Genomic DNA, 21932 nt, shown 5'->3' on the forward strand with positions numbered 1-21932 from the left:
ATCGGCTCATGAACAGGCCGCAATTGCAGCGCGACATCTTCCCCCGCGGCGAGCCCGAGCAGATCGCCGAGATCAAGCATCCGAAATACACCGCGACGCTGTACGACCTGCTCACCGCTTATGCGGCGCAGCGCCAGTCGCGCGTGCTGGCGAGCGTGCACCTCGCCAAGCGCACGGTGTGGTCGCTTGCGGAAGCGCGCGCCACGCTGGAGCGGCTGGTCGGCAGCATCACCGAGCAGGACGATTGGGGCGTGCTCGACGACTTCCTGATCCGGCATGTCGCCGATCCGACACAGCGGGCGACGGTGTTCGCCTCGAGCTTCGCCGCCGCGCTCGAGCTGGTGCGCGAAGGTCAGCTCGAGCTGAACCAGAAAGAGGCGTTTGCGCCGATCTATTTCCGGAAGGGGCGCCCAAAACCGGTCCCGGACGCAGCTCCCGCGCCCGATGCGCCGGTCGCTTAAGTGCAAGAAGGAGAATCTGCCATGGCAAGCCTGGCTGAAGTGCGGGTAGAAGAGGCCGAGCCGATGGAGAACGAATCCCAGGCGCGTCCCGAGGAATTGCGGCTGCTGGAAGCGCTGCTGTTCGCCTCCAGTGAACCGCTTGATACCGCGACGCTGGCCAAGCGCATGCCCGAGGGCGTCGACGTCAAGGCCGCGCTCGAGCAGTTGCAGGCGGATTATGCCTCGCGCGGCGTCAACCTCGTCCGCGTCGCCAACAAGTGGACGTTCCGCACGGCCGGCGATCTCGCCTGGCTGATGACGCGGGAGAGCACCGAGACCCGCCGTCTGTCGCGCGCCGCGATCGAGGTGCTCGCGATCATCGCCTATCACCAGCCGGTGACGCGTGCCGAGATCGAGGAGATCCGCGGTGTCGTCACCTCGAAGGGCACGCTCGACGTGCTCCTGGAGACCGGCTGGATCAAGCCGCGTGGCCGGCGCAAGACGCCCGGCCGTCCGTTGACCTTCGGGACCACCGAGGAATTCCTGTCGCAATTCACCCTGGAACAGCTCGGCGACCTGCCGGGCCTGGAAGAGTTGAAGGGCACGGGCCTCCTGGATTCGCGCCTGCCCACCGGATTTAGCGTGCCGACGCCGTCCGATGACCCCGCTCTGCGCGAGGACGAGGATCCGCTGGAACCGGGCGATGACCTCGATCTCGCGCTGGCGCCTGCGGTCGAGCCCGAAACGTCCCAAGAGACGTCGGAGGGCGGCAATGAGGGCGGCGGCGAGGCCGGCACCGAGGAGTGACGCCCGTCCGCTTACGGGCCCTGCGACCGGTTAACACTAGCAAGATTGCGTAGTGCCGACAGCGAATTGGCGCTGCCTTGGTCCTTGTTTTTGACACCCGCCAAGCCTAGGTTTCGGTAAAGATCGGCCGGGTCCCCGGCCACATGCGTTTGGAGGGTTGCAGGATGGGTTCACTCAGCATTTGGCACTGGATCTTGGTGATCGCAGTGGTCCTGCTGCTGTTCGGCCGCGGCAAGATTTCGGATCTGATGGGCGACGTGGCGCAGGGCATCAAGGCGTTCAAGAAGGGCATGCAGGACGACGACAAGCCTGCCGAGAAGCCCGAGCCGGCGAAGTCGATCGAGCACAATGCTGCGCCGACCGCGGCACGGTCCGACGTCGGCAGCAAGGCCGTCTGAGCCAGAGAGCACGCGAGACACGGGTAGCATAGTGGCGCCGATCCTGCGCGCAAGGATTGGGCCGGCTCCGGCTGGCGTGAACGGAAGACCTCATGTTCGACATCGGGTGGAGTGAACTGGTCCTCATCGGGGTCGTGGCCCTGATCGCCATCGGCCCGAAAGAGCTGCCGGGCGTTTTGCGCATGGTCGGGCAGTGGATGGGCAAGGCTCGCAAGATGGCTGCCGAGTTCCAGGGGCAGTTCCAGGAAGCGATGCGCGAGGCCGAGATGGCCGACCTCAAGAAGAGCTTTGACGAGGTCAGGGAAGCCGCCACCGGCTTTACCAGCAACAATCCGTTGACCTCGCTCCAGAAGGACGTCAGCGACGCGCTTCGCGTCGATGCGCTGGACAAGCCGGCCGAGACGCCTGCGGCCACCCCCGTCGATCCGCCCGTTACGCCCACGACGCCGGAGACGCCGACGCCTGCGACCTTCATGGAAGCCGAGGCGCATGCGGCTGCGAACGAGCCGCTAGCGATCACCCGTGAGGTCGAACAGGCCCCGGTTGCGCAGGACACCGCGCCATCCGAGGCGATCAAGGACGCCAAAGCGTCATGACCGACGTCGATATCGAGGCCAGCAAAGCCCCGCTGATGGACCATTTGATCGAGCTGCGCTCGCGGCTGATCAAGGCGCTGCTCGGCTTTGGCATTGCCTTCATCTTCTGCTTCTTCTTCGCCAAGCAGATCTACAATGTGCTGGTCTGGCCGTTCGTGTGGGTCGCTGGGCCCGAGAACTCCAAGTTCATCTACACGGCGCTGCTGGAATATTTCATCACCCAGCTCAAGCTCGCGCTGTTCGGCGCCGGCTTCATCTCGTTCCCGATCATAGCGACGCAGATCTACAAGTTCGTCGCGCCCGGGCTCTACAAGCACGAGAAGCAGGCCTTCCTGCCTTATCTGGTCGCGACCCCGTTCTTCTTCGTGCTGGGCGCCGCGCTGGTCTATTTCGTCGTGCTGCCGATGCTGGTCCGCTTCTCGCTCGGCATGCAGCAGGCCGGCAGCGACGAGACCGCGCAGATCCAGCTGTTGCCCAAGGTCGGCGAATATCTGTCGCTGATGATGTCGCTGATCTTCGCCTTCGGCATCGCCTTCCAGCTTCCGGTGATCCTGACGCTGCTCGGCCGCATCGGCATCGTCACCTCGAAAATGCTGCGCGAGAAGCGCCGCTATTTCATCGTGATTGCTTTCGTCATCGCGGCCGTGCTGACGCCGCCGGACATCCTCAGCCAGTGCTCGCTGGCGCTTCCCTTGCTGGCCCTCTACGAGGGCTCGATCATCGCGGTGGCGATGGTGGAGAAGAAGGCGGCGGCCGCGCAGGCCTCGACAGGCACTGACGTGTCGACGCCGGCAAATCCGGCGGAGTAGGGCATCCCGACCTCCGCCGTCATTCCCCGCGAAAGCGGGGAATCCAGCACGCCGCGGCCTCTCGTGGAATCACTGCCGTCTCTGGAATACTGGATCGCCCGCTTTCGCGGGCGATGACGGAGTGCTAGGGGAAGGCGCGCCAATGTAAGATGTCAGCATAAACGTTGACGATTTACGCGCTGACCCAGGACCACGACCATGCACGACATCAAATCGATCCGCGACAATCCGCAAGCCTTCGACGCCGGCCTCGCTCGGCGTGGCCTGAAGCCGCTGTCGGCCTCGTTGCTCGCGATCGACGAGAGGCGGCGCGCGGCGATCCTCGCCTCCGAGCAGGCGCAGGCTCGGCGCAACGCAGCCTCGAAGGAAATCGGTGACGCCAAGAAAGCCAAGGACGAGGCGCGTGCGGCGAAGCTCATGGCCGAAGTCGCCGAGCTGAAGACCACGATGCCGGAGCTCGAAGCGGCCGCGAAGGCCGCCGACGAGGAGTTGACGAAAGAGCTCTCCGCAATCCCGAACATTCCGTTCGACGAAGTGCCTGATGGCATCGACGAGCACGGCAACGTCCAGCACCATTTGTTCGGCAACAAGCGCAACTACAGCTTTGCGCCGAAGCTGCATGACGATCTCGGCACCGCGCTTGGCTACATGGATTTCGAGGCGGCGGCCAAACTCTCCGGCGCGCGCTTCGTTGTGCTGAAGAAGGGGCTGGCGCGGCTGGAACGCGCCATCGGCCAGTTCATGCTCGATTTGCACACGACCGAGCACGGCTACACCGAGATCAATCCGCCGCTCATGGTCCGCGACGAAGTGATGTTTGGCACTGCGCAGCTACCTAAGTTCAGCGCAGATCAATTCCGAGTAGAAACTGAGGATGATCAGATACGGAATGCCTACGTAAATTTTGATCTCGCAAAGCAGCATATCTTGGATTTTGCCCAAGAGAACGGCGTCGAAGCTGCACACGAAGCAAAGCACGAAGTATTGGGTTTTGAATACAAGCAGAATCCTGACCGTCGCTGGCTCATTCCGACTGCCGAAGTCTCGCTCACCAATCTCGCGCGCGAATCCATCCTCGACGAGAAGCAATTGCCGATGCGGCTCACCGCGCTGACGCCGTGCTTCCGCGCCGAGGCGGGCGCGGCCGGGCGCGACACGCGCGGCATGATCCGCCAGCACCAGTTCACCAAGGTCGAGCTGGTCTCGATCACGACGCCGGAAGCGAGCAGGGACGAGCTGGAGCGGATGCTGTCCTGCGCCGAGCAGGTGTTGCAGAAGCTCGACCTGCATTACCGCGTCATGACGCTCTGCGCAGGGGATATGGGTTTCTCGTCGCAAAAGACCTATGACATCGAGGTCTGGATGCCCGGGCAGGGCGACGGCGGCATGTTCCGCGAGATCTCGAGCTGCTCGGTCTGCGGCGACTTCCAGGCCCGCCGCATGGATGCGCGCTCGCGCGGCCCCGACGGCAAGCCGCGTTTCGTGCACACGCTGAACGGCTCCGGCACCGCGGTCGGCCGCGCGCTGATCGCCGTGATGGAGACCTATCAGCAGGAGGACGGCTCGATCGCGGTCCCCGACGTGCTCCAGCCCTATATGGGCGGGCTGAAGGTGATCGCGCGCGAGTAGGGTCGCGAGGACCCGAAGGCCGGCTATCCTGCCGGCCCGCCAACGCGAACCCACCTTTCGTGGCCTTGCACCGCGACATCTTCTGGGGCGGCCGACAGCAATGCCTCGCGCGCCTCCTGCCGCAATGGCGCATTCGCCGCTGGCACGACCAGGCCGGGAACCTGCCGCCGGACCGCAATCGTCCGGTTTGCCTGATCGGCCCTGGCCGGATAAGACGGCTCAGACCGGCTTTCAGGAATCGATCTTCCGATGCGCATTCTCTGCACCAATGACGACGGCATCCACGCTCCCGGCCTCAAGGTCGTGGAGGAGATCGCGCGCGCCTTGTCGGACGACGTCTGGGTGGTGGCGCCCGAGCTCGACCAGTCCGGGGTGTCGCATTCGCTGTCGCTGAACGATCCCTTGCGCCTGCGCGAGGTGGGCCCGCGGCACTTTGCCGTGCGCGGCACGCCGACGGACTGCGTCATCATGGGGGCCCGCCACATCCTGGGTGCCAAGCTGCCTGATGTCGTGCTGTCCGGCGTCAACAAGGGCCGCAACGTCGCCGAGGACGTCGTCTATTCCGGCACCATTGCCGGCGCGCTGGAGGGCACCATCCTTGGCCTGCCGTCCTTCGCACTGTCGCAGGAGTTCAGCGTCGAGACCCGCGAACGGCCGCCATGGGACACCGCGCGCAAATTCGGGCCGGACATCCTGCGCAAGGTGATCGCCGCCGGCGTCCCGAAGGACACCGTCATCAACGTCAACTTCCCGTCCTGCGCGCCGGAGGAAGTGCTGGGCATCCGCGTCACGCGCCAAGGCAAGCGCAATCTCGGTTTCCTCAGGATCGACGAGCGCCGGGACGGCCGCGGCAATCCCTATTTCTGGGTCGGCTTCGAGCGCACCGCGATGATGGATACGCCTGCCGACGGCACCGATCTCGCGGCGCTGCGCGAGCGCTACGTTTCCGTCACGCCGCTCAGGCTCGACCGCACCAACGAAGCTTTTTCGGAAGAGCTGACCGCGACGCTGAATAGCGGTTAGCCGCCGCGAAGGGCGGCTTCGATGGTCTTGCCGAGCGCGTCCAGCTGAAACGGTTTTTGGAGCGCCGGCCGGTCGCGATACTGTTCGGGCAGGCCGGAGGAGCCGTAACCGGTGGCGAAGATGAACGGGCAGCCCTTCGCCATGATGACATCGGCCACCGGCGAAATGACCTTGCCGTTGACGTTGACGTCGAGAATGGCGAGATCGAACTGGGTGGATTGCGCGAGCCGCATGGCCTCGGTGATATCGCCCGCTTCGGCGGCAACCTTGTAGCCGAGCTCCTCCAGCATGTCCGCGACCATCATTCTGATCATGACCTCGTCCTCGACGAGGAAAACAGAGCGGCCCGAAAGCCCTGTCGGAGTCATAGGTGAGTCCTTGCCCATACTCGCGAACGTTTGCAGATAACGATAAGTGACGCAATGCGCGTTTCGGCGAACGCAAATCCGCAAGAGGCTTAGCGCTTTGAAAGCCCGTTGTGGTCAAATGCTATGCCGAAAGGCTATCATGAGTTCCTGAGCCGGAACAAGATTCTCGTCTCGGGTTCTTGCGATGCAGTACGGCGACCCGCCAGACGAGATGAGCAACAGCAGCAATGACGTCCCATCAGCATCCGCCGGAAAAGATGATGTTTCAGCTGACGCTGAGGCGTCGGGGCATCAGCGATCAGGCCGTGCTGCGGACCATGGAGGCGGTGCCGCGCGAGCTGTTCGTCGACGAGACCGATCGCGACGGCGCCTATCGTGACAGCGCGCTGCCGATCGCCTGTGGGCAGACCATCAGCCAGCCGTTCGTGGTCGCCTACATGACCGAGCAGCTCCAGCTCCAGAAGCAGCACCGGGTGCTCGAAATCGGCACCGGCTCCGGCTACCAGGCTGCCGTGCTGTCGCGGCTCGCCGGCCAGGTGTTGACCGTCGAGCGCTATCGCAAGCTGGCCGACACGGCACGCGCCCGACTCGAAAAGCTCGATTGTCACAATGTCGAGGTGATGCTCGGCGACGGTCTCAGTCTGCCTCCCAATATCGGTTCGTTCGATCGCATCATCGTCACCGCGGCGGTGGAGCAGATTCCGGAGAACCTGGTCGAGCGGCTGGAGGTCGGGGGCATCCTGATCGCCCCCGTCGGTCCGCTCCAGGGCGTCCAGACGCTGACCCGCCTGACCCGCCGCGAAACCGGGATCGAGCGCAAGGAACTCGTCGAGGTGCGCTTCGTGCCGGCACTGCCCGGCGTGGCGCGGGAGCTGTAGAATCCCGGATCGGCTGTGCCGCCAACGTCTTATTGAGAGGGTTAAGCCGTTATTTACTCGGTGCGTGTTTACTTAAAACACCAGTTCTGTTGCGTACGAGTGAGTAACCATGTCCGCTGTCGCCGAGTTGCTTTACTCGCGCCGCGTGCCGCAGGTCGCGGTGCTGGCGCTGATCTCCTTCAGCTTTGCAGGGTGCAGCGCCGACATGTCGTCGCGGCTGTCCCAGTCGAACTTCTCCAATCCCTTCGCCTCGGAATCCACCGGATCGGTGCAGCAGGCGCCACCCCCGCAGCGCGAGCTGCCGCAATATGCGCGGCCGCAGACGCAGCCCGGTCATTATCAGTCGCAGCCCTTGCCGCCGCCGGCAGTGTCCGCGCCGCAATCCTATCCCGTTGCTGGTGGTGGCGGCGTGTCCGGTGGCGGGCGCGGCGTCGGCTCCTACGCGCCTCCGGCGCAGCCGCATCTGGAGACCACGGCCGCCGTGCCGTCGCGCTCGGTCGCGGCCGCTCAGCCGGCCGGCGGGACCAAGATCATCGTCGGCACCAGCGATACGCTCGACGTGCTCGCCAAGCGCTATCACGTCACGCCGCAGGCGATCCTTGCCGCCAATGGCTACAAGGGCCCGCGCGCGCTCTCGCCCGGCCAGCAGCTGATCATCCCGCATCCGGCGACGGCCGCTGCGCCAGCGCCGGCTCCGGTCGCGGCAGCTCCTGCTGCGAAGCCGGTTGCCACCATGGCTGCGCCGTCGGGCACCCATTTCGTCAATCGCGGCGATACGCTCGCCAGCATTGCCCGGAAGAACCATATCCCGACGGCTGAACTTGCCCGCGCCAACGGCCTCGATCCGTCTGCGAAACTCAAGCTCGGCACCAAGCTGACCGTGCCCGGTGCCAGGACTGCTGCTGTCTTGGCGGCTCCGGTCGCAGCCGCGTCCGTTGCGGGGACGCTCCAGCCCGTCGCGGCCGCTCCCGCGCCCGCCACCAAGATGGCGGCCGCCGCGCCGGCCCAGAGTGCGCGCCTGGCCCAGGCGACGGCCAATGTCGAAGACAAGCCCGCCGAGACGCCGGCGAAGGCCGCGGAGGCCACCGGCGCGCTGCCGACCTTCCGTTGGCCCGTCCGCGGCAAGGTGGTCACGAGCTACGGCGCCAAGACCAACGGCAAGTCCAATGACGGCATCAACCTCGCCGTGCCGGAGGGGACGCCGGTCAAGGCGGCAGAAGACGGCGTCGTCGCCTATTCCGGCAACGAGCTGAAAGGTTACGGCAATCTCGTCCTGGTTCGGCACTCCAACGGCTACGTCACCGCATATGCCCATGCGAGTGAGCTGTTGGTGAAGCGCGGCGATACCATCAAGCGCGGCCAGGTCATTGCCAAGTCGGGTCAATCCGGGGAGGTGGCGTCGCCGCAGCTCCACTTCGAGATCCGTAAGGGATCGACCCCGGTTGACCCGCTCCAATTCCTGAACGGAGCGTGAGGCGAGCCGCTTCGGTCGGGCTCACCCCCGCCAAGACACGCTGCCATCGTCCGCCTTGTGCACAATTGCGCACTGGGCGGACGATCCAGTATTCCAGAGACATCGGTTGTTTAGCCGCCAAGCCGCGGCGTACTGGATTCCCCGCTCCAGTGCGCAATTGCGCACAAGGCGGGGAATGACAATTGTGGGTGAGGCAAGACCGTCCGCTACTTCGCCGTCAGCTTCACGCCGAGCCGCCCCGCCAGTTCCTGCACGAACTGCCAGGCGACGCGGCCCGAGCGGGAGCCGCGGGTCGTGGACCATTCCAGTGCCTCGCGCTCCAGCGCCTCGTCGTCGACCTTGATGCCGAAATGGCTGCAATAGCCGCGCACCATGGCGAGATATTCGTCCTGGCTGCAGCGGTGGAAGCCGAGCCAGAGGCCGAACCGATCCGACAGCGAAACCTTCTCCTCGACCGCTTCGCCCGGATTGATCGCGGTCGACCGCTCGTTCTCGATCATCTCGCGCGCCAGCAGATGGCGGCGATTGGAGGTGGCGTAGAGAATGACGTTCTCGGGCCGGCCTTCGATGCCGCCTTCGAGCACGGCCTTGAGCGACTTGTAGGACGCGTCGTTGCCGTCGAAGGAGAGGTCGTCGCAGAACACGATGAAGCTGAAGGACGAGGCCCGCAGCTGCTCCATCAGCGCCGGCAGGCTCTCGATGTCCTCGCGGTGGATCTCGATCAGCTTGAGCTTGTCGGCCGGTTTGCGCTCCGCGTTGATGCTGGCATGCGCCGCCTTCACCAGCGACGACTTGCCCATGCCGCGTGCGCCCCAGAGCAGCGCATTGTTGGCCGGCAGGCCATCGGCGAAGCGCTCGGTGTTCTCCATCAGGATGTCGCGCATCCGGTCGACGCCCTTCAGCAGGAACAGCTCGACGCGGCTGACCCGCGGCACGGCCGCAAGGCGCCCGTCGGGATGCCAGACATAGGCATCCGCCCGTTCGAACGACTCGCGCTCGACGGCCGGCCTGCCCTGGGCGGAGAGGTGCGCCGCGATCGTCTCCAGCGCGCGGACGATGCGCTCCTGGGAGAGGTCCGGGGCTGGATTGGCGACGGCCTTGGGGGCCGCCGTGGGGCGTTTTGCCGCGACGCGGGCGGGCTTCCTGGCAGGGGTGTGGCGGCCTTTGCCGGCCGGGCTTTTGCTTGGTTTTTTTGGCATGTCCGAAGTTCCTGAGAATGCAGCCTTATCGGGCCTGACGGTGCGCCGCAAGGTGATCCAAAAGGACAGTCTGGCAGCGTTGCAATTGGGGCAATGGCCGCTATAGTCCGCGCGAATTTGACCGAACCGGTCGCCTTCGAGGGCCTGACCGGCTTTCTCCCGTTCTCACGAGGATCGTCCGAATGCTGATTACCCCTGCGTATGCCCAGGCCGCGGGCGCCGGCGACACCAACAGCATGTTGATGTCGCTGCTGCCGTTCGCCCTGATCTTCGTGATCATGTACTTCCTGATTCTGCGTCCGCAGCAGAAGAAGGTCCGCGACCACGCCGAGCTCGTGAAGAACATCCGCCGCGGCGACACCGTCGTGACCTCGGGCGGTCTCGTCGGCAAGGTCACCAAGGTCGTCGACGACGACCAGATCGAGTTCGAGATTTCTGACGGCGTGCGCGTGCGGCAGATGCGCCAGATGATCTCCGGCGTGCGAGCCAAGGGCGAGCCTGCGAAAGAAAGCTCAAAGGAAAGCGCCAAGGACGACACCGCGGCGAAGTGAGCGCTCGCGCGAGTCTCTATAAGTCTCCTGCAAGTCTCCCGATCTGACAGGTCCAGTCGATGTTGTATTTCACGCGGTGGAAGGCGCTGGGGATTATCCTGACGGCGCTGATCGTGTGCCTCTGCGCGGTCCCCAACTTCTTCCCCGAGGCGCAGGTCAAGACCTGGCCCGCTTGGGCGCAGCGCCGGCTCGTGCTCGGCCTCGACCTCCAGGGCGGCTCCTATCTGCTGCTCGAGGTCGATTCCGGCTACGTGAAGAAGGAGCGACTGGACCAGGTCCGCGACGACGTTCGCCGGACGCTGCGCGATGCCAAGATCGGCTTCACCGGCGGCGTCACGGTGCGCAATGATGCGGTCGAGGTTCGCATCACCAAGGAAGCCGACGCGCAGCCGGCTCTCGCCAAGCTGCGCGAATTGTCCCAGCCACTCGGCGGGCTGATGGGATCGAGCGGTCAGCGCGACCTCGATGTGGCTGATGCCGGCGGCGGGGTGATCCGCCTGAGCATCCCGCAGGCCGCGATGCTCGACCGCATGCGCAAGACCATCGAGCAATCGATCCAGATTGTCGAACGCCGCGTCAACGAACTCGGCACCGTCGAGCCCGTCATCCAGCGCCAGGGCAACGACCGCATTCTGGTGCAGGTCCCGGGTCTCCAGGACCCGACGCGCCTGAAGGAACTGCTGGGCAAGACCGCGAAGATGGAATTCCGCATGGTCGACACCTCCGTGCCGCCGGATCAGGCGCAGCAGGGCAGGTTGCCGCCGGAATCCGAGCTGCTGATGAGCGCATCGCCGCCGCCCACGCCTTACGTGGTCAAGAAGCAGGTGCTGGTCGCCGGCGGCGACCTGACCGACGCCCAGGCGAGCTTCGACCAGCGTACGGGCGAGCCGGTCGTCAGCTTCAAGTTCAACACGTCGGGTGCACGCAAGTTTGCGCAGGCGACGCAAGAGAACGTGGGGCTGCCATTCGCGATCGTGCTCGACAACAAGGTGATCTCGGCGCCAGTCATCCGTGAGCCGATCACCGGCGGCCAGGGCCAGATCTCCGGTAATTTCACGGTGCAATCGGCCAACGACCTCGCGATCCTCCTGCGTGCCGGTGCGCTGCCGGCGCCGCTCACGGTGGTCGAGGAGCGCACCGTCGGTCCGGGCCTCGGCCAGGATTCGATCGAGAAGGGCGAGCTTGCGGCCTATGTCGGCTCGATCCTCGTCATCGTCTTCATGCTGTTGACCTACCGTCTGTTCGGGGTGTTCGCCAACGTCGCGGTGGCCATCAACGTCGCCATGATCTTCGGACTGTTGTCGCTGCTCAACGCCACGCTGACGTTGCCCGGCATCGCCGGCATCGTGCTCACCGTCGGCATCGCGGTCGACTCCAACGTGCTGATCTACGAGCGTATCCGCGAGGAGCTGCGCGGCGGCCGCAACGCGATCTCGGCGATCGACGCCGGCTTCAAGCGGGCGCTCGCGACCATTCTCGATTCCAACATCACCACCTTCATTGCCGCCGCGGTGTTGTTCTACATCGGCACCGGCCCGGTGCGCGGCTTCGCCGTGACGCTCGGCATCGGCATCATCACCACGGTGTTCACCGCCTTCACCATGACCCGGCTGATCGTCGCCGGGTGGGTGCGGTGGAAGCGGCCGCAGAGCGTGCCGATCTAGGAGCCTGATCGTGACTCACACCGTTCTCATCGGGCTCGGCGTCCTCATTGCCATTCTCACCGTGGTTGCGGCCCTCGGCTTGCTGCCGTCGCTGCGCATTGTTCCGGACAACACGCATTTCGACTTCACGCGATTCCGCCGCATCAGCTTTCCGATCTCGGCGGCGCTGTCGATCGTCGCGATCACGCTGTTCTTCACCCATGGCCTGAATCTCGGCATCGACTTCAAGGGCGGCACGCTGCTGGAGGTAAAGGCGAAGTCCGGCACCGCCGACATCGCGGCGATGCGCACCAAGCTCGATGCGCTGGGTCTGGGCGAAGTCCAGCTGCAGCAGTTCGGCGGTCCCGAGAACGTCCTGATCCGTGTTGCGGAGCAGCCGGGTGGCGACGCCGCGCAGCAGGCGGCCCTGCAGAAACTTCGTGGCGCGCTCGGCGACAGCGTCGACATTCAGCGCACCGAGGTGCTCGGTCCGCGCGTCGCAGGTGAGCTCCTGGCCTACGGCATGCTCGGCCTGATGCTCGCGATCGTCGGCATCCTGATCTATCTCTGGTTCCGCTTCGAATGGCAGTTCGCGCTCGGGGCCATGATCGCCAACGTGCATGACATCGTGCTGACCATCGGATTCATGTCGATCAGCCAGGTCGATTTCGACCTGACCAGCATCGCCGCGCTTCTGACCATTCTCGGCTATTCACTCAACGACACCGTCGTCATCTACGACCGTATCCGTGAAATGCTGCGGCGCTACAAGAAGATGCCGATGCCGCAGCTGCTCAACGAGTCCATCAACTCGACGCTCTCGCGCTCGATCATCACTCACTTTACGGTGACGCTGGCGCTGCTCGCGCTGTTGTTGTTTGGCGGTCACGCGATCCACAGCTTCACCGCGGTCATGATGTTCGGCGTGGTGCTGGTCGGCACCTACACCTCGATCTTCATTGCGGCCCCGATCCTGATCTATCTCGGTGTCGGCGAGCACCGCGAAGATGCGCCCGATACCGCTACGCCGGCGAAGAAAAGCAAGGCATGATCCGAACCTCGTGCCGTCGCAGGCGTTTGCGAGGGCAGTAAGCCAATTCGGACGAAGCTCATGGCCGGCGATCCCAATGCTCCGCATTTCCCGCGCTCGGCGCCGATCGATGCCTATGGCAAGGGCGGCTTCGCCTTCGCCGGCATGTCGCATCGCGGCTCGTTGCTCTGCCTGCCCGACGCGATCTGGGCCTGGGACGTGACGGACCCCGCGAAGATCGACCGCTATTCGCTGGATCGGGTCTTCGCGGCCGCCAACAGCATCGACACCCTCCTGGTCGGCACCGGAACCGGGCCCTGGCTGCCGCCCCCGGAGCTGCGTCAGGCGCTCAAGGCGGTGAGGGTGGTGCTGGACACGATGCAGACCGGGCCCGCCGTGCGGACCTACAACATCATGATCGGCGAACGGCGGCGGGTTGCCGCTGCGCTGATCGCAGTGCCATGAGCAGCCCTGCGCCGCTGCCCGACTCCGTTGCGTTCTGCGCCGATCTCGTGCGCAGCCATGACTTTCCGCGCTACGCCGCGACCCTGTTCGCGCCAGCCGCCGAGCGCCGCGCACTGCTGGCGCTGTATGCGTTCAACGTCGAGATCGTCCGCGTCCGCGACCACGTGAGCCAACCCTTGCCCGGCGAGATCCGCCTGCAATGGTGGACGGACATGCTGTCGGGCCATGTCCATGGCAGCGCCGAGGGCAATCCGGTCGCGGCCGAGCTGCTCCGCGCGATCCGCGATTTCGACCTGCCGGTCGAGCCGCTGTCGCTGCTTGCCGAGGAGCACCAGTTCGATCTCTACAACGACCCGATGCCGACCATGGCCGCGCTGGAGGGGTATCTGGCCGCAACCTCGTCGGCGTTGTTCGGTCTGGCGGCGCAGGTTTTGGGACCGCCGTCGGAGGCGGTCGAGCATCTCGCCCGCCATGCCGGGCTGGCGCAGGGCATCGTGCAGGTCATCGCCAATCTGCCGCGCGATGCCGCGCATCGGCAATTGTTCCTGCCGCAGCAGGTGATGGCGAGGCACGATTGCAGCATGGAGGACGTCTTCGCCGGCAAGGAGACACCAAATCTCCATGCCGTGCTGGAGCAGCTTGCGGGAGAAGCCCGGCAGCATATGACGGCGGCTTCGTCGCTGCTGGCGCAGGTGGCGCCGTCCGTGCGGCCGGCGTTTCTGCCACTGAGCCAGGCGCGCGCCGATCTCAAGCGCCTGTCACGTCCGGGACGCAACCCGTTTACGCTGCAGCCATCGTCGCGGCTGCGCACGCTCTGGACATTGTGGCGCGCCTCGCGATTGCGTGAATTTACCAAATAGAGGCTGGCTTATCGCCTGGGCCGGCCAAATGCTCTATGCTGTCCCATGGCCGATTTGTCCCAAAGCACGTCCGATCTCAGCGGCTTTCCGGTCGCGCCGGGTGACATTCATGCCGCGGCTGAGACGATCAGGGGCGCCGTCGTCGAGACACCCTGCAGCCATAGCCGCACGCTGAGCAGTATCTGCGGCTGCGACATCTGGCTCAAATTCGAGAATCTCCAGTTCACTTCCTCGTTCAAGGAGCGCGGCGCGCTCAACCGGCTCACTGCGCTGACGCCGGAAGAGCGCGCGCGGGGGGTGATCGCAATGTCCGCGGGCAACCACGCGCAAGGCGTCGCCTACCACGCCAAGCGGCTCGGCATTCCCGCCACCATCGTCATGCCGATCGGCACGCCCATGGTGAAGATCGAGAACACCAGGCACCACGGCGCCGAGGTGGTGGTCACGGGCGCGACGCTGGAAGAGGCGGCCGCCTTTGCGCGCAGTCACGGTGAAGCGCGCGGCATGATCTTCGTCCACCCTTACGACGATCCGCTTGTCATCGCGGGGCAGGGCACGATCGGGCTGGAAATGCTCGAGGCGGTCCCGGATCTCGACACGCTGGTCGTTCCGATCGGCGGCGGCGGTCTGATCAGCGGCATTGCCATTGCCGCGAAATCGATCAAGCCGTCGCTGCGGATCCTGGGCGTCGAGGCCTGGCTGTATCCCTCGATGTACAACGCGATCCATGACGGCAATTTGCCTGTGCGCGGCGACACGCTCGCCGAAGGCATCGCGGTGAAATCGCCGGGGAAGATCACCACCGAAATCGTCCGCCGCCTCGTCGACGACATTGCGCTGGTCAACGAAGCCGAGCTCGAGCGCGCAGTCGCAACCCTGATCTCGATCGAGAAGACGGTGGTCGAGGGCGCCGGCGCCGCGGGCCTCGCCGCGCTGATGTCCGATCCGTCCCGGTTTGCCGGCCAGAAGGTCGGCCTGGTGTTGAGCGGAGGCAATATCGACACGCGGCTGATTGCCTCCGTCCTCACCCGCGAGTTGGCGCGCGAGGGACGGCTGACGCAATTGTCGCTCGATATCCCCGACAGGCCGGGGCAGCTCGCGGCGGTGGCAGCGCTGCTGGCCGAGGCGGGTGCGAACATCATTGAAGTCTCGCATCAGCGGACCTTCTCCGACCTGCCGGCCAAGGCGACGCTCCTGCAATTGGTCATCGAGACCCGCGATGCCGCCCATCTCGACGAGGTGATGGCCAGGCTCAACGCATCCGGCCTGAGCGCGCGCTGCACCTGAGCACGCGCTAACGTGACGCCAAATCCGCGACGTGGTCGATCAGCCGGTCGATCTCGGCTTGGGTGTTGTAGTAGTGGGGGGAAGCCCGCACGAGCGGCGGCAGCTCGCGGATCTCGGCATCGATGCGGGTACTTGACGGCTCTGAAGCGCCGATTGTGATGCCCGTCGTCGCGGCGCTGCTGACAATGGCCTCCGCCTCATATCCATCCAATGTGAAGCTGATGATTGCGCCCGGCGCACGTCCGAGGTCGTAAATGATGACGCCGGGAATGCTGAAGAGCCCGCAGCGCAGGCCGCTGGCAAGCAGGCGGCTGCGTTCTTCGATCGGAGCGAGTCCGATCTCGAGGGCGTAGTCGACGGCAGCGCCGAGCCCAAGCCGGGCCGCGTAATTATTCTCCCACGTCTCGAAGCGGCGCGCATCGTCGCGGAGCCGATATTCATCGCGAGAGACCCAGGGCGCTGCAAAATGGTCGATCATCGGCGGCTCGAGCTGCTGCAGCAGTGCGCGGCGGACGTAGAGAAAGCCGGTGCCGCGCGGGCCGCGCAGGAATTTGCGGCCCGTGGCCGACAGCATGTCGCAGCCGATGGCTTCGACGTCGACCGCCATCTGCCCAACCGCCTGGCAGGCGTCGAGCAGATAGGGAATGCCATGCGCCCGCGCGATCCTGCCGATTGCCTCTGCCGGGTTGACCAGCCCGCCATTGGTCGGAACCCAGGTGATGGCGATCAGCTTCACGCGTCGGTCGATCATGCGCTCCAGCGCGTGCACGTCGAGCTCGCCGCTAGCATCGCTCGGCACCACGTCGATGATCGCGCCGGTGCGCTTGGCGACCTGGAGGAAGGCGACATAGTTGGCGGCGTATTCCGCTTCGGCGGTCAGGATCCGGTCGCCCCGGCGAAACGGAAGCGAATAGAACGCCATCTGCCAGGCAACCGTCGCGTTCTCCACGAGGGCGATCTCGTCTGGGGCGGCATTCAGCAGGCGCGCGACCGAGCCATAGACTGCTTCGAGCCGCTGGGCTTCGCGGTCAGCGGCGGCATAGCCTCCGATCTCGCTTTCGAGGTCGATATGCTGCTTCATTGCAGCGACAACGGGGGTCGGCATGAGCGCCGCGCCGGCGCTGTGGAGATAGGTGAGCCGGCTGGTGGCTGGTGTGTCGGCACGTATCCGGTCGAGGTCGATCACTTACGCCTCCGCTTCTCGCGATCTTCGTGCATGAATTAGACGCGTCGAGGACTGCGAGCAAGACGGCGCAGTCTTGGCTCAGATGCAGAGGCTGAGCAGCTTGATTGTGCAGGTGCTGGATCTGGGCTTGGTTGCGGGCGCCGCCTCGCGCTTCACGGCAACCAGCGGCTCCTTGTCCTTCTTGCCCTTACCCTTGCCCTTCTCGTAATCGCCGGCGATCACCATGGCCCAATAGGTGCGCTTGCCGCTGGCATTCCTGGCGCTGGCGATGCCGACGCGGGAGGCGTTGTGCAGCAGCAGGTTCTTGCGGTGCCCGGACGAGTCGATCCACTGTCCCAGCGTCTTCTCGAAATTGTCGTAGCCGTAGGCGATGTTCTCGGCGGCGCGGCCCGCGCCCGCCGGCGCGACGCGGCGGTTGAAGGGCCCGAGCGCGTCGTGACTGAGATCATCCTTCGCCGCCATGGCGCGGGCCTGGTCCATGGCGATGCGGTCGAGGGTGGCATCGCGGACGACGCGGACCTCACCGTGCTTGAGACGGAAGCTGGAGATAAGCTCGGCCGGAGATTCGGCCATGGCTGGCACAGCCGTCAGCAGCAGGAAGCCGGCGATCAGGCCGCCAACCACACGATGCATCATCGTCCCCCGAGTCCCCATGATCCCGCCAAGCCCGAATGATCCGACCGCTTCTCTATCGCCAATGTGGAGGCTTCAAGGCACGGACCGCCACACTAGCTCGCCGGCAGGTTCGCCTCGAAATTGAAGCGGTCGCGCAGGTTCTTGCGCTGCTCCAGGATATCCTTGAGGAAGGCACGGTCCTGCTCGTTCTTCATCATCGGCTCGATCAGGTCGAGCTGGTTCATGGCGACCAGTTGCAGCACCTCGGTGCGCGGCTTGCCGCTGGTGGTGCGTGGCAGGGCGTGCACGACCTGGATATGCTCGGGGGGCTTCGGTCCCCTGGCGGCGGCAAGCTCGCTGCGGAGCTGGCCTTCGAGCGCGACCTGATCGGCTTCGACGAAGGCGTAGAGCCCGACGCCTGAGCGACGATCGGCAAAGGCGACGATGGCGGCGTCGCGCACGGCGGGATTCCGGCGGATCAGTTCGGCCAGCACCGGCGCGTCGTTGACGAGCCGCCGGCCGCCACCCTCGCGGTCGGTGAAGTTGAACAGGCCGCGGGTGATGGCGCGATAGACCTTCTTGCCGGTGGCGAGCCACAGGCTCGCGGCGAACGACTTCTTCGCCAGGATCTTCCGCTCCCGCGGCGTCAGCGCCGCCGGCGCGTAGGAACGCTTGTGCTTCAGCAGGTGCCGCAGGTCTTCATAGGCGAGGATGCGATAGAGCCGGCCGCGCCGGGCAAAGCAGGCCGCAAGCTGGAAGTCGGTCACATAGGCCCGGCCGTCGCGGCCGACCAGCCAGTTCTGCTCCTTGGCGAGATCATTGTGGCAGATACCGGCACGGCGCAGCCGGCGCAGCGCGATCTTGGCCGAGCGGAAATAGGCGAGATCGCCATGGGGCTTTGCCAGATGCAGCGCGACGCCGTCGACGAAGCCGCGCACCAGAGCGCGGCGTCCGGCCCACAGCAGTTCGGGACCGACGTTGAGGCCTTTGGCGCGCACCAGCGCATGCTTCTCGCGGGCGAACAGGTGGCGTGCCAGCAGAAACGACCACCATGGCACCTCGTCGAGCCGGCGCAGCACCGCGTCGATCTCGCCGCTCTCAGTGCGGAAGCGGCCGCGCTCGACAGTCGAGAACACGTCGCGCTTGAGCAGCACGCCTTCGGTCCAGCGCGCCGAAAGCTCTGCGGCATCGTCCTTGGGGAGGCTCATCGAAAACTCACGCGGCGGCGGCAATGCGCAGGTGATCGGCGATCCAGCGATCGAGGTCGGCGAGCGCCCGTGCGCTCAGCGCCTGCTTCTTGGCCACCGTCTTCTCGTTGCCGCGCAGCCGCGTGCCGTCGGGCTTCTTCGTCGGCACCGTCGCGAGCGGCGGGAACAGGCCGAAATTGATGTTCATCGGCTGGAACGACCGTGTGCCCGGCTCGATGGTCTCGATATGGCCGCCGGTGATGTGGCCGAGCAGCGATCCAAGCGCGGTAGTGTTCGGCGGACTTGCAAGCGTCTCGCCGCGCGCGTCCGCGGCGGCGTAGAGACCGGCGATCAGGCCGACGCTGGCGGACTCCACATAGCCCTCACAGCCCGTCATCTGGCCGGCAAAGCGCAGCCGCGGCTGTGCGCGCAGGCGCAACTGGCCGTCGAGCAGCTTTGGCGAGTTCAGGAAGGTGTTGCGATGCAGGCCGCCGAGGCGGGCGAACTCCGCCTTCTCCAGCCCCGGAATAGTGCGGAAGATGCGCTGCTGCTCGCCGTACTTCAACTTCGTCTGGAATCCGACGATGTTGTAGAGCGTGCCGAGCTTGTTGTCCTGACGGAGCTGCACGATCGCATAGGCCTTCGTGGCGGGATCGTGCGGATTGGTGAGGCCGACGGGCTTCATGGGACCATGGCGCAGCGTCTCGGGGCCGCGCTCCGCCATCACCTCGATCGGCAGACAGCCGTCGAAATAGGGCGTGTTGGTCTCCCACTCCTTGAACTCGGTCTTCTCGCCTGACATCAGCGCGGCGACGAAGCCGTCATACTGCTCCTTGGTCATCGGGCAGTTGATGTAATCGGCGCCGTTGCCGCCGGGGCCGACCTTGTCGTAGCGCGACTGGAACCAGGCCACCGACATGTCGATGGACTCGCGGTGCACGATCGGCGCGATCGCGTCGAAGAAGGCGAGGGCGTTCTCGTCGGTGAGTTCGCGAATGGCTTCGGCCAGCGGCGCCGAGGTGAGGGGGCCGGTGGCAACGATGACGTTGCTCCAGTCGGCCGGCGGCAGGCCATCGACTTCGCCGCGGGCGATCTCGATGAGGGGATGGTCGTTGAGGGCCCTGGTCACGGCCGCGGAGAAGCCGTCGCGGTCGACCGCGAGTGCGCCTCCGGCGGGCACCTGGTTGGCATCGGCCGCGCGCATGATCAGCGAGTCGAGCCGACGCATCTCCGCATGCAAGAGGCCGACGGCGTTGTTGGCGGCATCGTCCGAGCGGAACGAATTGGAGCATACGAGCTCGGCGAGCCCGTCGGTGCGGTGCGCCTCGGTCATGCGGTCCGGCCGCATCTCGTGCAGCACCACGGGCACGCCCGATTTCGCCACTTGCCAGGCAGCTTCGGAACCGGCGAGGCCGGCGCCGATCACGTGGACGATGTTGGATTGGGGTCCTGTCATGGGGCGGACAGGTAGCGCTTTTCCACGGAGAGTGGAATCGCCGAGATCGAGTTTTCTGACATCAGAAACGACAACGCCCGCACGAGGCGGGCGCTATCGGTCCGTTCCGGTGAAGGGCTGAACGATATCAGCCCTGATACTGGCCGGCGGCAACGCGCGGGATGTCCGAGCGATCGAGGCCGATATCGGCCAGTTCGCGATCGCTGAGCTGGGACAGCTCGGCAACATTGCGCTGATAGTCCCGGAAGGCCTGGATCATGCGGATGAGCGAGAGCAGCATTGGTAGTCTCCTGTAGTTCGATTCAGCCCTTGCCCGGGCCTCATCGTTGAAATGAATATAGGTGAGAGTGGTGCAGTGCGAAAGTTCCGATGTTGCGATGCAGCTAAGCGAAGCGCGCATAGCGCAGGTAAGGGGTGATTAACCTCTTGGCGGTCCTGCCCAGGAGTTGAGCGGAGGTGACCGTGTTCTGCAATAAAATACCGTGGAATCACGGGTTTATAACAGGCGTTGCGGTTCCCGATGAGGGTTGAAATGGGTTGCGTCCTCATGATCCGCAACACGATGCGCTAGCTTGTAAGCCCAAGTCCCGCATGCATGGATTGCATGAATCGTAAGATATAGAAGTGAATATAAATTACAGTATTTGATCCGTCATCCGTCCGCGCAGGCTACGATTCGCGGGCGCTGCCCGACAGGATTGGCATCGGCGCACCCTGGTGCATGCGTCGCCATAAGCCTGGGGCCAATCACCGCCCCATTTGATGCGGTGCATACACGGCATACGTGCGTCCCCTGACGACCAATCGCATGCGGCTCTGCGCGGCGTGCAACATCACGCAATTCTCGCGGAGAATTTATTGCGGCAAGTTGCCGCATCCGGAGGAAAGTCATGACACAGATTCCAGCAATGTCGCCGGGTCTGGCCCAAGAACAAGAGAAGGGAAAGTAACATCATGACGAAGTTACTCGGGGTTATCGCAATTGCCGCCGCCGCGTTCGCGGTCGCACCGGTCCAGGCCGCCAAGCACGCCATGGGCGGCTGCAGCGGGGCCAATCTGGAGAAGACGGAGACCGCGATCGAGAACATGGCCGACGGCGACAGCAAGTTCGTCGCGCAGAAGGAGATCGCGGCGGCGCAGGGCGCGCTGCTCAGCGGCAAAATGCGTGCGTGCGGCGCGCACCTGAACAAGGCGACGCACGCCGCCATGGGCAAGTGAACGCGGACCAAGAAAGGGCCGGTCGCCTGGCGGTCGGCCCTGTGAATTATATCGAGTGTTGTCTAAGGAGCGCGTGCCAGCTGGGTTGCGAAATAGGCGACGGTCTTGGAATAGACCTCGCTCTTGTTCCACTGCTGTAGCACCGTAAAATTCGGACTGCCTGGCTGCCAATCCTTGCCCTTCTGCCAGCCATAGCCGGCAAGATAGTTGGCGGTGGAGGCGAGCACGTCGGGCGCGTTATGCAGGAGATCGCGCTTGCCATTGCCATCGAAATCGACGGCATATTTCATCCAGGACGACGGCATGAACTGGGTCTGGCCGAGCTCGCCTGCCCAGGCGCCCTTCATGTCGGCCGGTGCGAGATCGCCGCGCTGGACGATGCGCAGCGCATCCATCAGCTCGGCGCGAAACTGCTCGGAGCGACGGCAGTCGTAAGCAAGCGTCGCGAGCGAGCGGATCGTTCCGAACTTGCCGGTGTTGACGCCGAAATCGGTCTCCAGCCCCCAGATCGCAACCAAGACCTCGCCGGGCACGCCGTAGGCCTGCTCGATCCGCGACAGCACGGAGCCGTATTGCTTCATCCTGTTGGAGCCGCGCTGCATGCGCGGCGGCACCATGCGGCCGGAAAACTCCTCGAAGGACTGGGTGAAGACCTTTTGCGAGCGGTCGCGGTTGAGCACGCTCTGATCGAGCGTCACGCCGGCGAGCCCGGCGGTGATGGCCTGCTGCGAGATGCCCTTCGCGGCGGCGTCGGTCTTGAAATCTGCAAGCCAGGCATCGAAATTGCCAGACCCGCAAGCAACGGCGGGCGCC

The 21932-nt window shown here is 65.1% G+C and carries 24 protein-coding genes; 16 read left to right on the forward strand and 8 right to left on the reverse strand.

Features of this window, described 5'->3' with window-relative positions:
* The 7 genes from IC50_RS07570 to surE all read left to right on the forward strand — a co-directional run.
* On the forward strand, positions 1–461 hold a 461-nt coding region (locus tag IC50_RS07570), incomplete at its 5' end, for a chromosome segregation protein ScpA (protein ID WP_035702554.1).
* Positions 462–482: 21 nt separating this feature from the next.
* Positions 483–1247, forward strand: coding sequence for an SMC-Scp complex subunit ScpB (gene scpB, locus IC50_RS07575; protein WP_035702556.1), 765 nt, complete (start codon positions 483–485; stop codon positions 1245–1247).
* Positions 1248–1411: 164 nt separating this feature from the next.
* Positions 1412–1645, forward strand: coding sequence for a twin-arginine translocase TatA/TatE family subunit (locus IC50_RS07580; RefSeq protein ID WP_018642198.1), 234 nt, complete (start codon positions 1412–1414; stop codon positions 1643–1645).
* Positions 1646–1737: 92 nt separating this feature from the next.
* Positions 1738–2241, forward strand: a complete 504-nt coding sequence (gene tatB / locus IC50_RS07585; protein WP_035702559.1) for a Sec-independent protein translocase protein TatB — start codon at positions 1738–1740, stop codon at positions 2239–2241.
* On the forward strand, positions 2238–3050 hold the full coding sequence (gene tatC, locus IC50_RS07590) for a twin-arginine translocase subunit TatC (RefSeq protein ID WP_035702562.1): 813 nt from the start codon (positions 2238–2240) through the stop codon (positions 3048–3050). Before tatB ends, tatC begins: the two co-directional genes overlap by 4 nt.
* A 198-nt stretch (positions 3051–3248) precedes the next feature.
* Positions 3249–4679 carry a serine--tRNA ligase gene (gene serS / locus IC50_RS07595; RefSeq protein WP_035702565.1) on the forward strand — a complete coding sequence of 477 codons (1431 nt, stop codon included), beginning with the start codon at positions 3249–3251 and terminating at the stop codon, positions 4677–4679.
* Between the two features lie 249 nt (positions 4680–4928).
* Positions 4929–5702, forward strand: coding sequence for a 5'/3'-nucleotidase SurE (gene surE, locus IC50_RS07600; protein ID WP_035702568.1), 774 nt, complete (start codon positions 4929–4931; stop codon positions 5700–5702).
* Here the strand turns inward: surE and IC50_RS07605 are convergent.
* On the reverse strand, positions 5699–6070 hold the full coding sequence (locus IC50_RS07605) for a response regulator (RefSeq protein WP_035702600.1): 372 nt from the start codon (positions 6068–6070) through the stop codon (positions 5699–5701). The two genes, surE and IC50_RS07605, sit on opposite strands and share 4 nt — an antisense overlap.
* A gap of 227 nt (positions 6071–6297) precedes the next feature.
* Here IC50_RS07605 and IC50_RS07610 point away from each other — a divergent pair, with 227 nt between their 5' ends.
* Positions 6298–6948 (forward strand): protein-L-isoaspartate(D-aspartate) O-methyltransferase, encoded by a 651-nt coding sequence (locus IC50_RS07610; protein WP_085973621.1) that lies wholly within the window; start codon positions 6298–6300, stop codon positions 6946–6948.
* A gap of 109 nt (positions 6949–7057) precedes the next feature.
* Entirely contained in the window at positions 7058–8422 is a 1365-nt protein-coding gene (locus IC50_RS07615; RefSeq protein WP_035702571.1) for a peptidoglycan DD-metalloendopeptidase family protein, read from the forward strand.
* Between the two features lie 206 nt (positions 8423–8628).
* Here the strand turns inward: IC50_RS07615 and IC50_RS07620 are convergent, their stop codons facing one another.
* Positions 8629–9621, reverse strand: coding sequence for an ATP-binding protein (locus tag IC50_RS07620; protein WP_035702573.1), 993 nt, complete (start codon positions 9619–9621; stop codon positions 8629–8631).
* A gap of 182 nt (positions 9622–9803) precedes the next feature.
* Here IC50_RS07620 and yajC point away from each other — a divergent pair, with 182 nt between their 5' ends.
* The 6 genes from yajC to IC50_RS07650 are packed head-to-tail and all read left to right on the forward strand — an operon-like array spanning position 9804 to position 15457.
* Positions 9804–10172: a preprotein translocase subunit YajC gene (gene yajC / locus IC50_RS07625; RefSeq protein WP_027576227.1), complete on the forward strand. Its 369-nt coding sequence runs from the start codon at positions 9804–9806 to the stop codon at positions 10170–10172.
* 59 nt (positions 10173–10231) lie between these two features.
* The gene (gene secD / locus IC50_RS07630; protein WP_035702576.1) at positions 10232–11836 is read left to right on the forward strand and encodes a protein translocase subunit SecD; all 1605 of its coding nucleotides are present in this window, start codon (positions 10232–10234) and stop codon (positions 11834–11836) included.
* Positions 11837–11846: 10 nt separating this feature from the next.
* Positions 11847–12866 (forward strand): protein translocase subunit SecF, encoded by a 1020-nt coding sequence (gene secF, locus IC50_RS07635; RefSeq protein WP_035702579.1) that lies wholly within the window; start codon positions 11847–11849, stop codon positions 12864–12866.
* Positions 12867–12926: 60 nt separating this feature from the next.
* On the forward strand, positions 12927–13310 hold the full coding sequence (locus IC50_RS07640) for an Mth938-like domain-containing protein (protein ID WP_035702582.1): 384 nt from the start codon (positions 12927–12929) through the stop codon (positions 13308–13310).
* On the forward strand, positions 13307–14170 hold the full coding sequence (locus IC50_RS07645; protein WP_035702584.1) for a phytoene/squalene synthase family protein: 864 nt from the start codon (positions 13307–13309) through the stop codon (positions 14168–14170). The genes IC50_RS07640 and IC50_RS07645 overlap by 4 nt, the downstream gene beginning before the upstream one ends.
* 45 nt (positions 14171–14215) lie before the next feature.
* The gene (locus IC50_RS07650; RefSeq protein ID WP_035702587.1) at positions 14216–15457 is read left to right on the forward strand and encodes a threonine ammonia-lyase; all 1242 of its coding nucleotides are present in this window, start codon (positions 14216–14218) and stop codon (positions 15455–15457) included.
* A 7-nt stretch (positions 15458–15464) separates the two neighbouring features.
* On the opposite strand, the gene IC50_RS07655 is transcribed toward IC50_RS07650, so the two are convergent.
* The 5 genes from IC50_RS07655 to IC50_RS38950 form a co-directional block, all read right to left on the reverse strand.
* Entirely contained in the window at positions 15465–16643 is a 1179-nt protein-coding gene (locus IC50_RS07655) for an aminotransferase class V-fold PLP-dependent enzyme (RefSeq protein ID WP_035702590.1), read from the reverse strand.
* A gap of 78 nt (positions 16644–16721) precedes the next feature.
* Entirely contained in the window at positions 16722–17276 is a 555-nt protein-coding gene (locus IC50_RS07660) for a CAP domain-containing protein (protein WP_035702603.1), read from the reverse strand.
* A gap of 95 nt (positions 17277–17371) precedes the next feature.
* The gene (locus tag IC50_RS07665) at positions 17372–18466 is read right to left on the reverse strand and encodes an AMP-binding enzyme (RefSeq protein ID WP_035702605.1); all 1095 of its coding nucleotides are present in this window, start codon (positions 18464–18466) and stop codon (positions 17372–17374) included.
* A gap of 7 nt (positions 18467–18473) precedes the next feature.
* The gene (gene trmFO, locus IC50_RS07670) at positions 18474–19901 is read right to left on the reverse strand and encodes a methylenetetrahydrofolate--tRNA-(uracil(54)-C(5))-methyltransferase (FADH(2)-oxidizing) TrmFO (RefSeq protein WP_035702593.1); all 1428 of its coding nucleotides are present in this window, start codon (positions 19899–19901) and stop codon (positions 18474–18476) included.
* A 127-nt stretch (positions 19902–20028) separates the two neighbouring features.
* Positions 20029–20181 carry a DUF1127 domain-containing protein gene (locus IC50_RS38950; RefSeq protein WP_007590701.1) on the reverse strand — a complete coding sequence of 51 codons (153 nt, stop codon included), beginning with the start codon at positions 20179–20181 and terminating at the stop codon, positions 20029–20031.
* Between the two features lie 674 nt (positions 20182–20855).
* Here IC50_RS38950 and IC50_RS41960 point away from each other — a divergent pair.
* Positions 20856–21119 (forward strand): hypothetical protein, encoded by a 264-nt coding sequence (locus IC50_RS41960; RefSeq protein WP_035702596.1) that lies wholly within the window; start codon positions 20856–20858, stop codon positions 21117–21119.
* A 62-nt stretch (positions 21120–21181) separates the two neighbouring features.
* Here the strand turns inward: IC50_RS41960 and IC50_RS07680 are convergent.
* The coding region (locus IC50_RS07680) for a lytic murein transglycosylase (protein WP_035702598.1) at positions 21182–21932 on the reverse strand (751 nt) is incomplete at its 5' end.

It is taken from the genome of Bradyrhizobium genomosp. I (2014) (assembly GCF_000261685.1).
Lineage (GTDB): Bacteria > Pseudomonadota > Alphaproteobacteria > Rhizobiales > Xanthobacteraceae > Bradyrhizobium.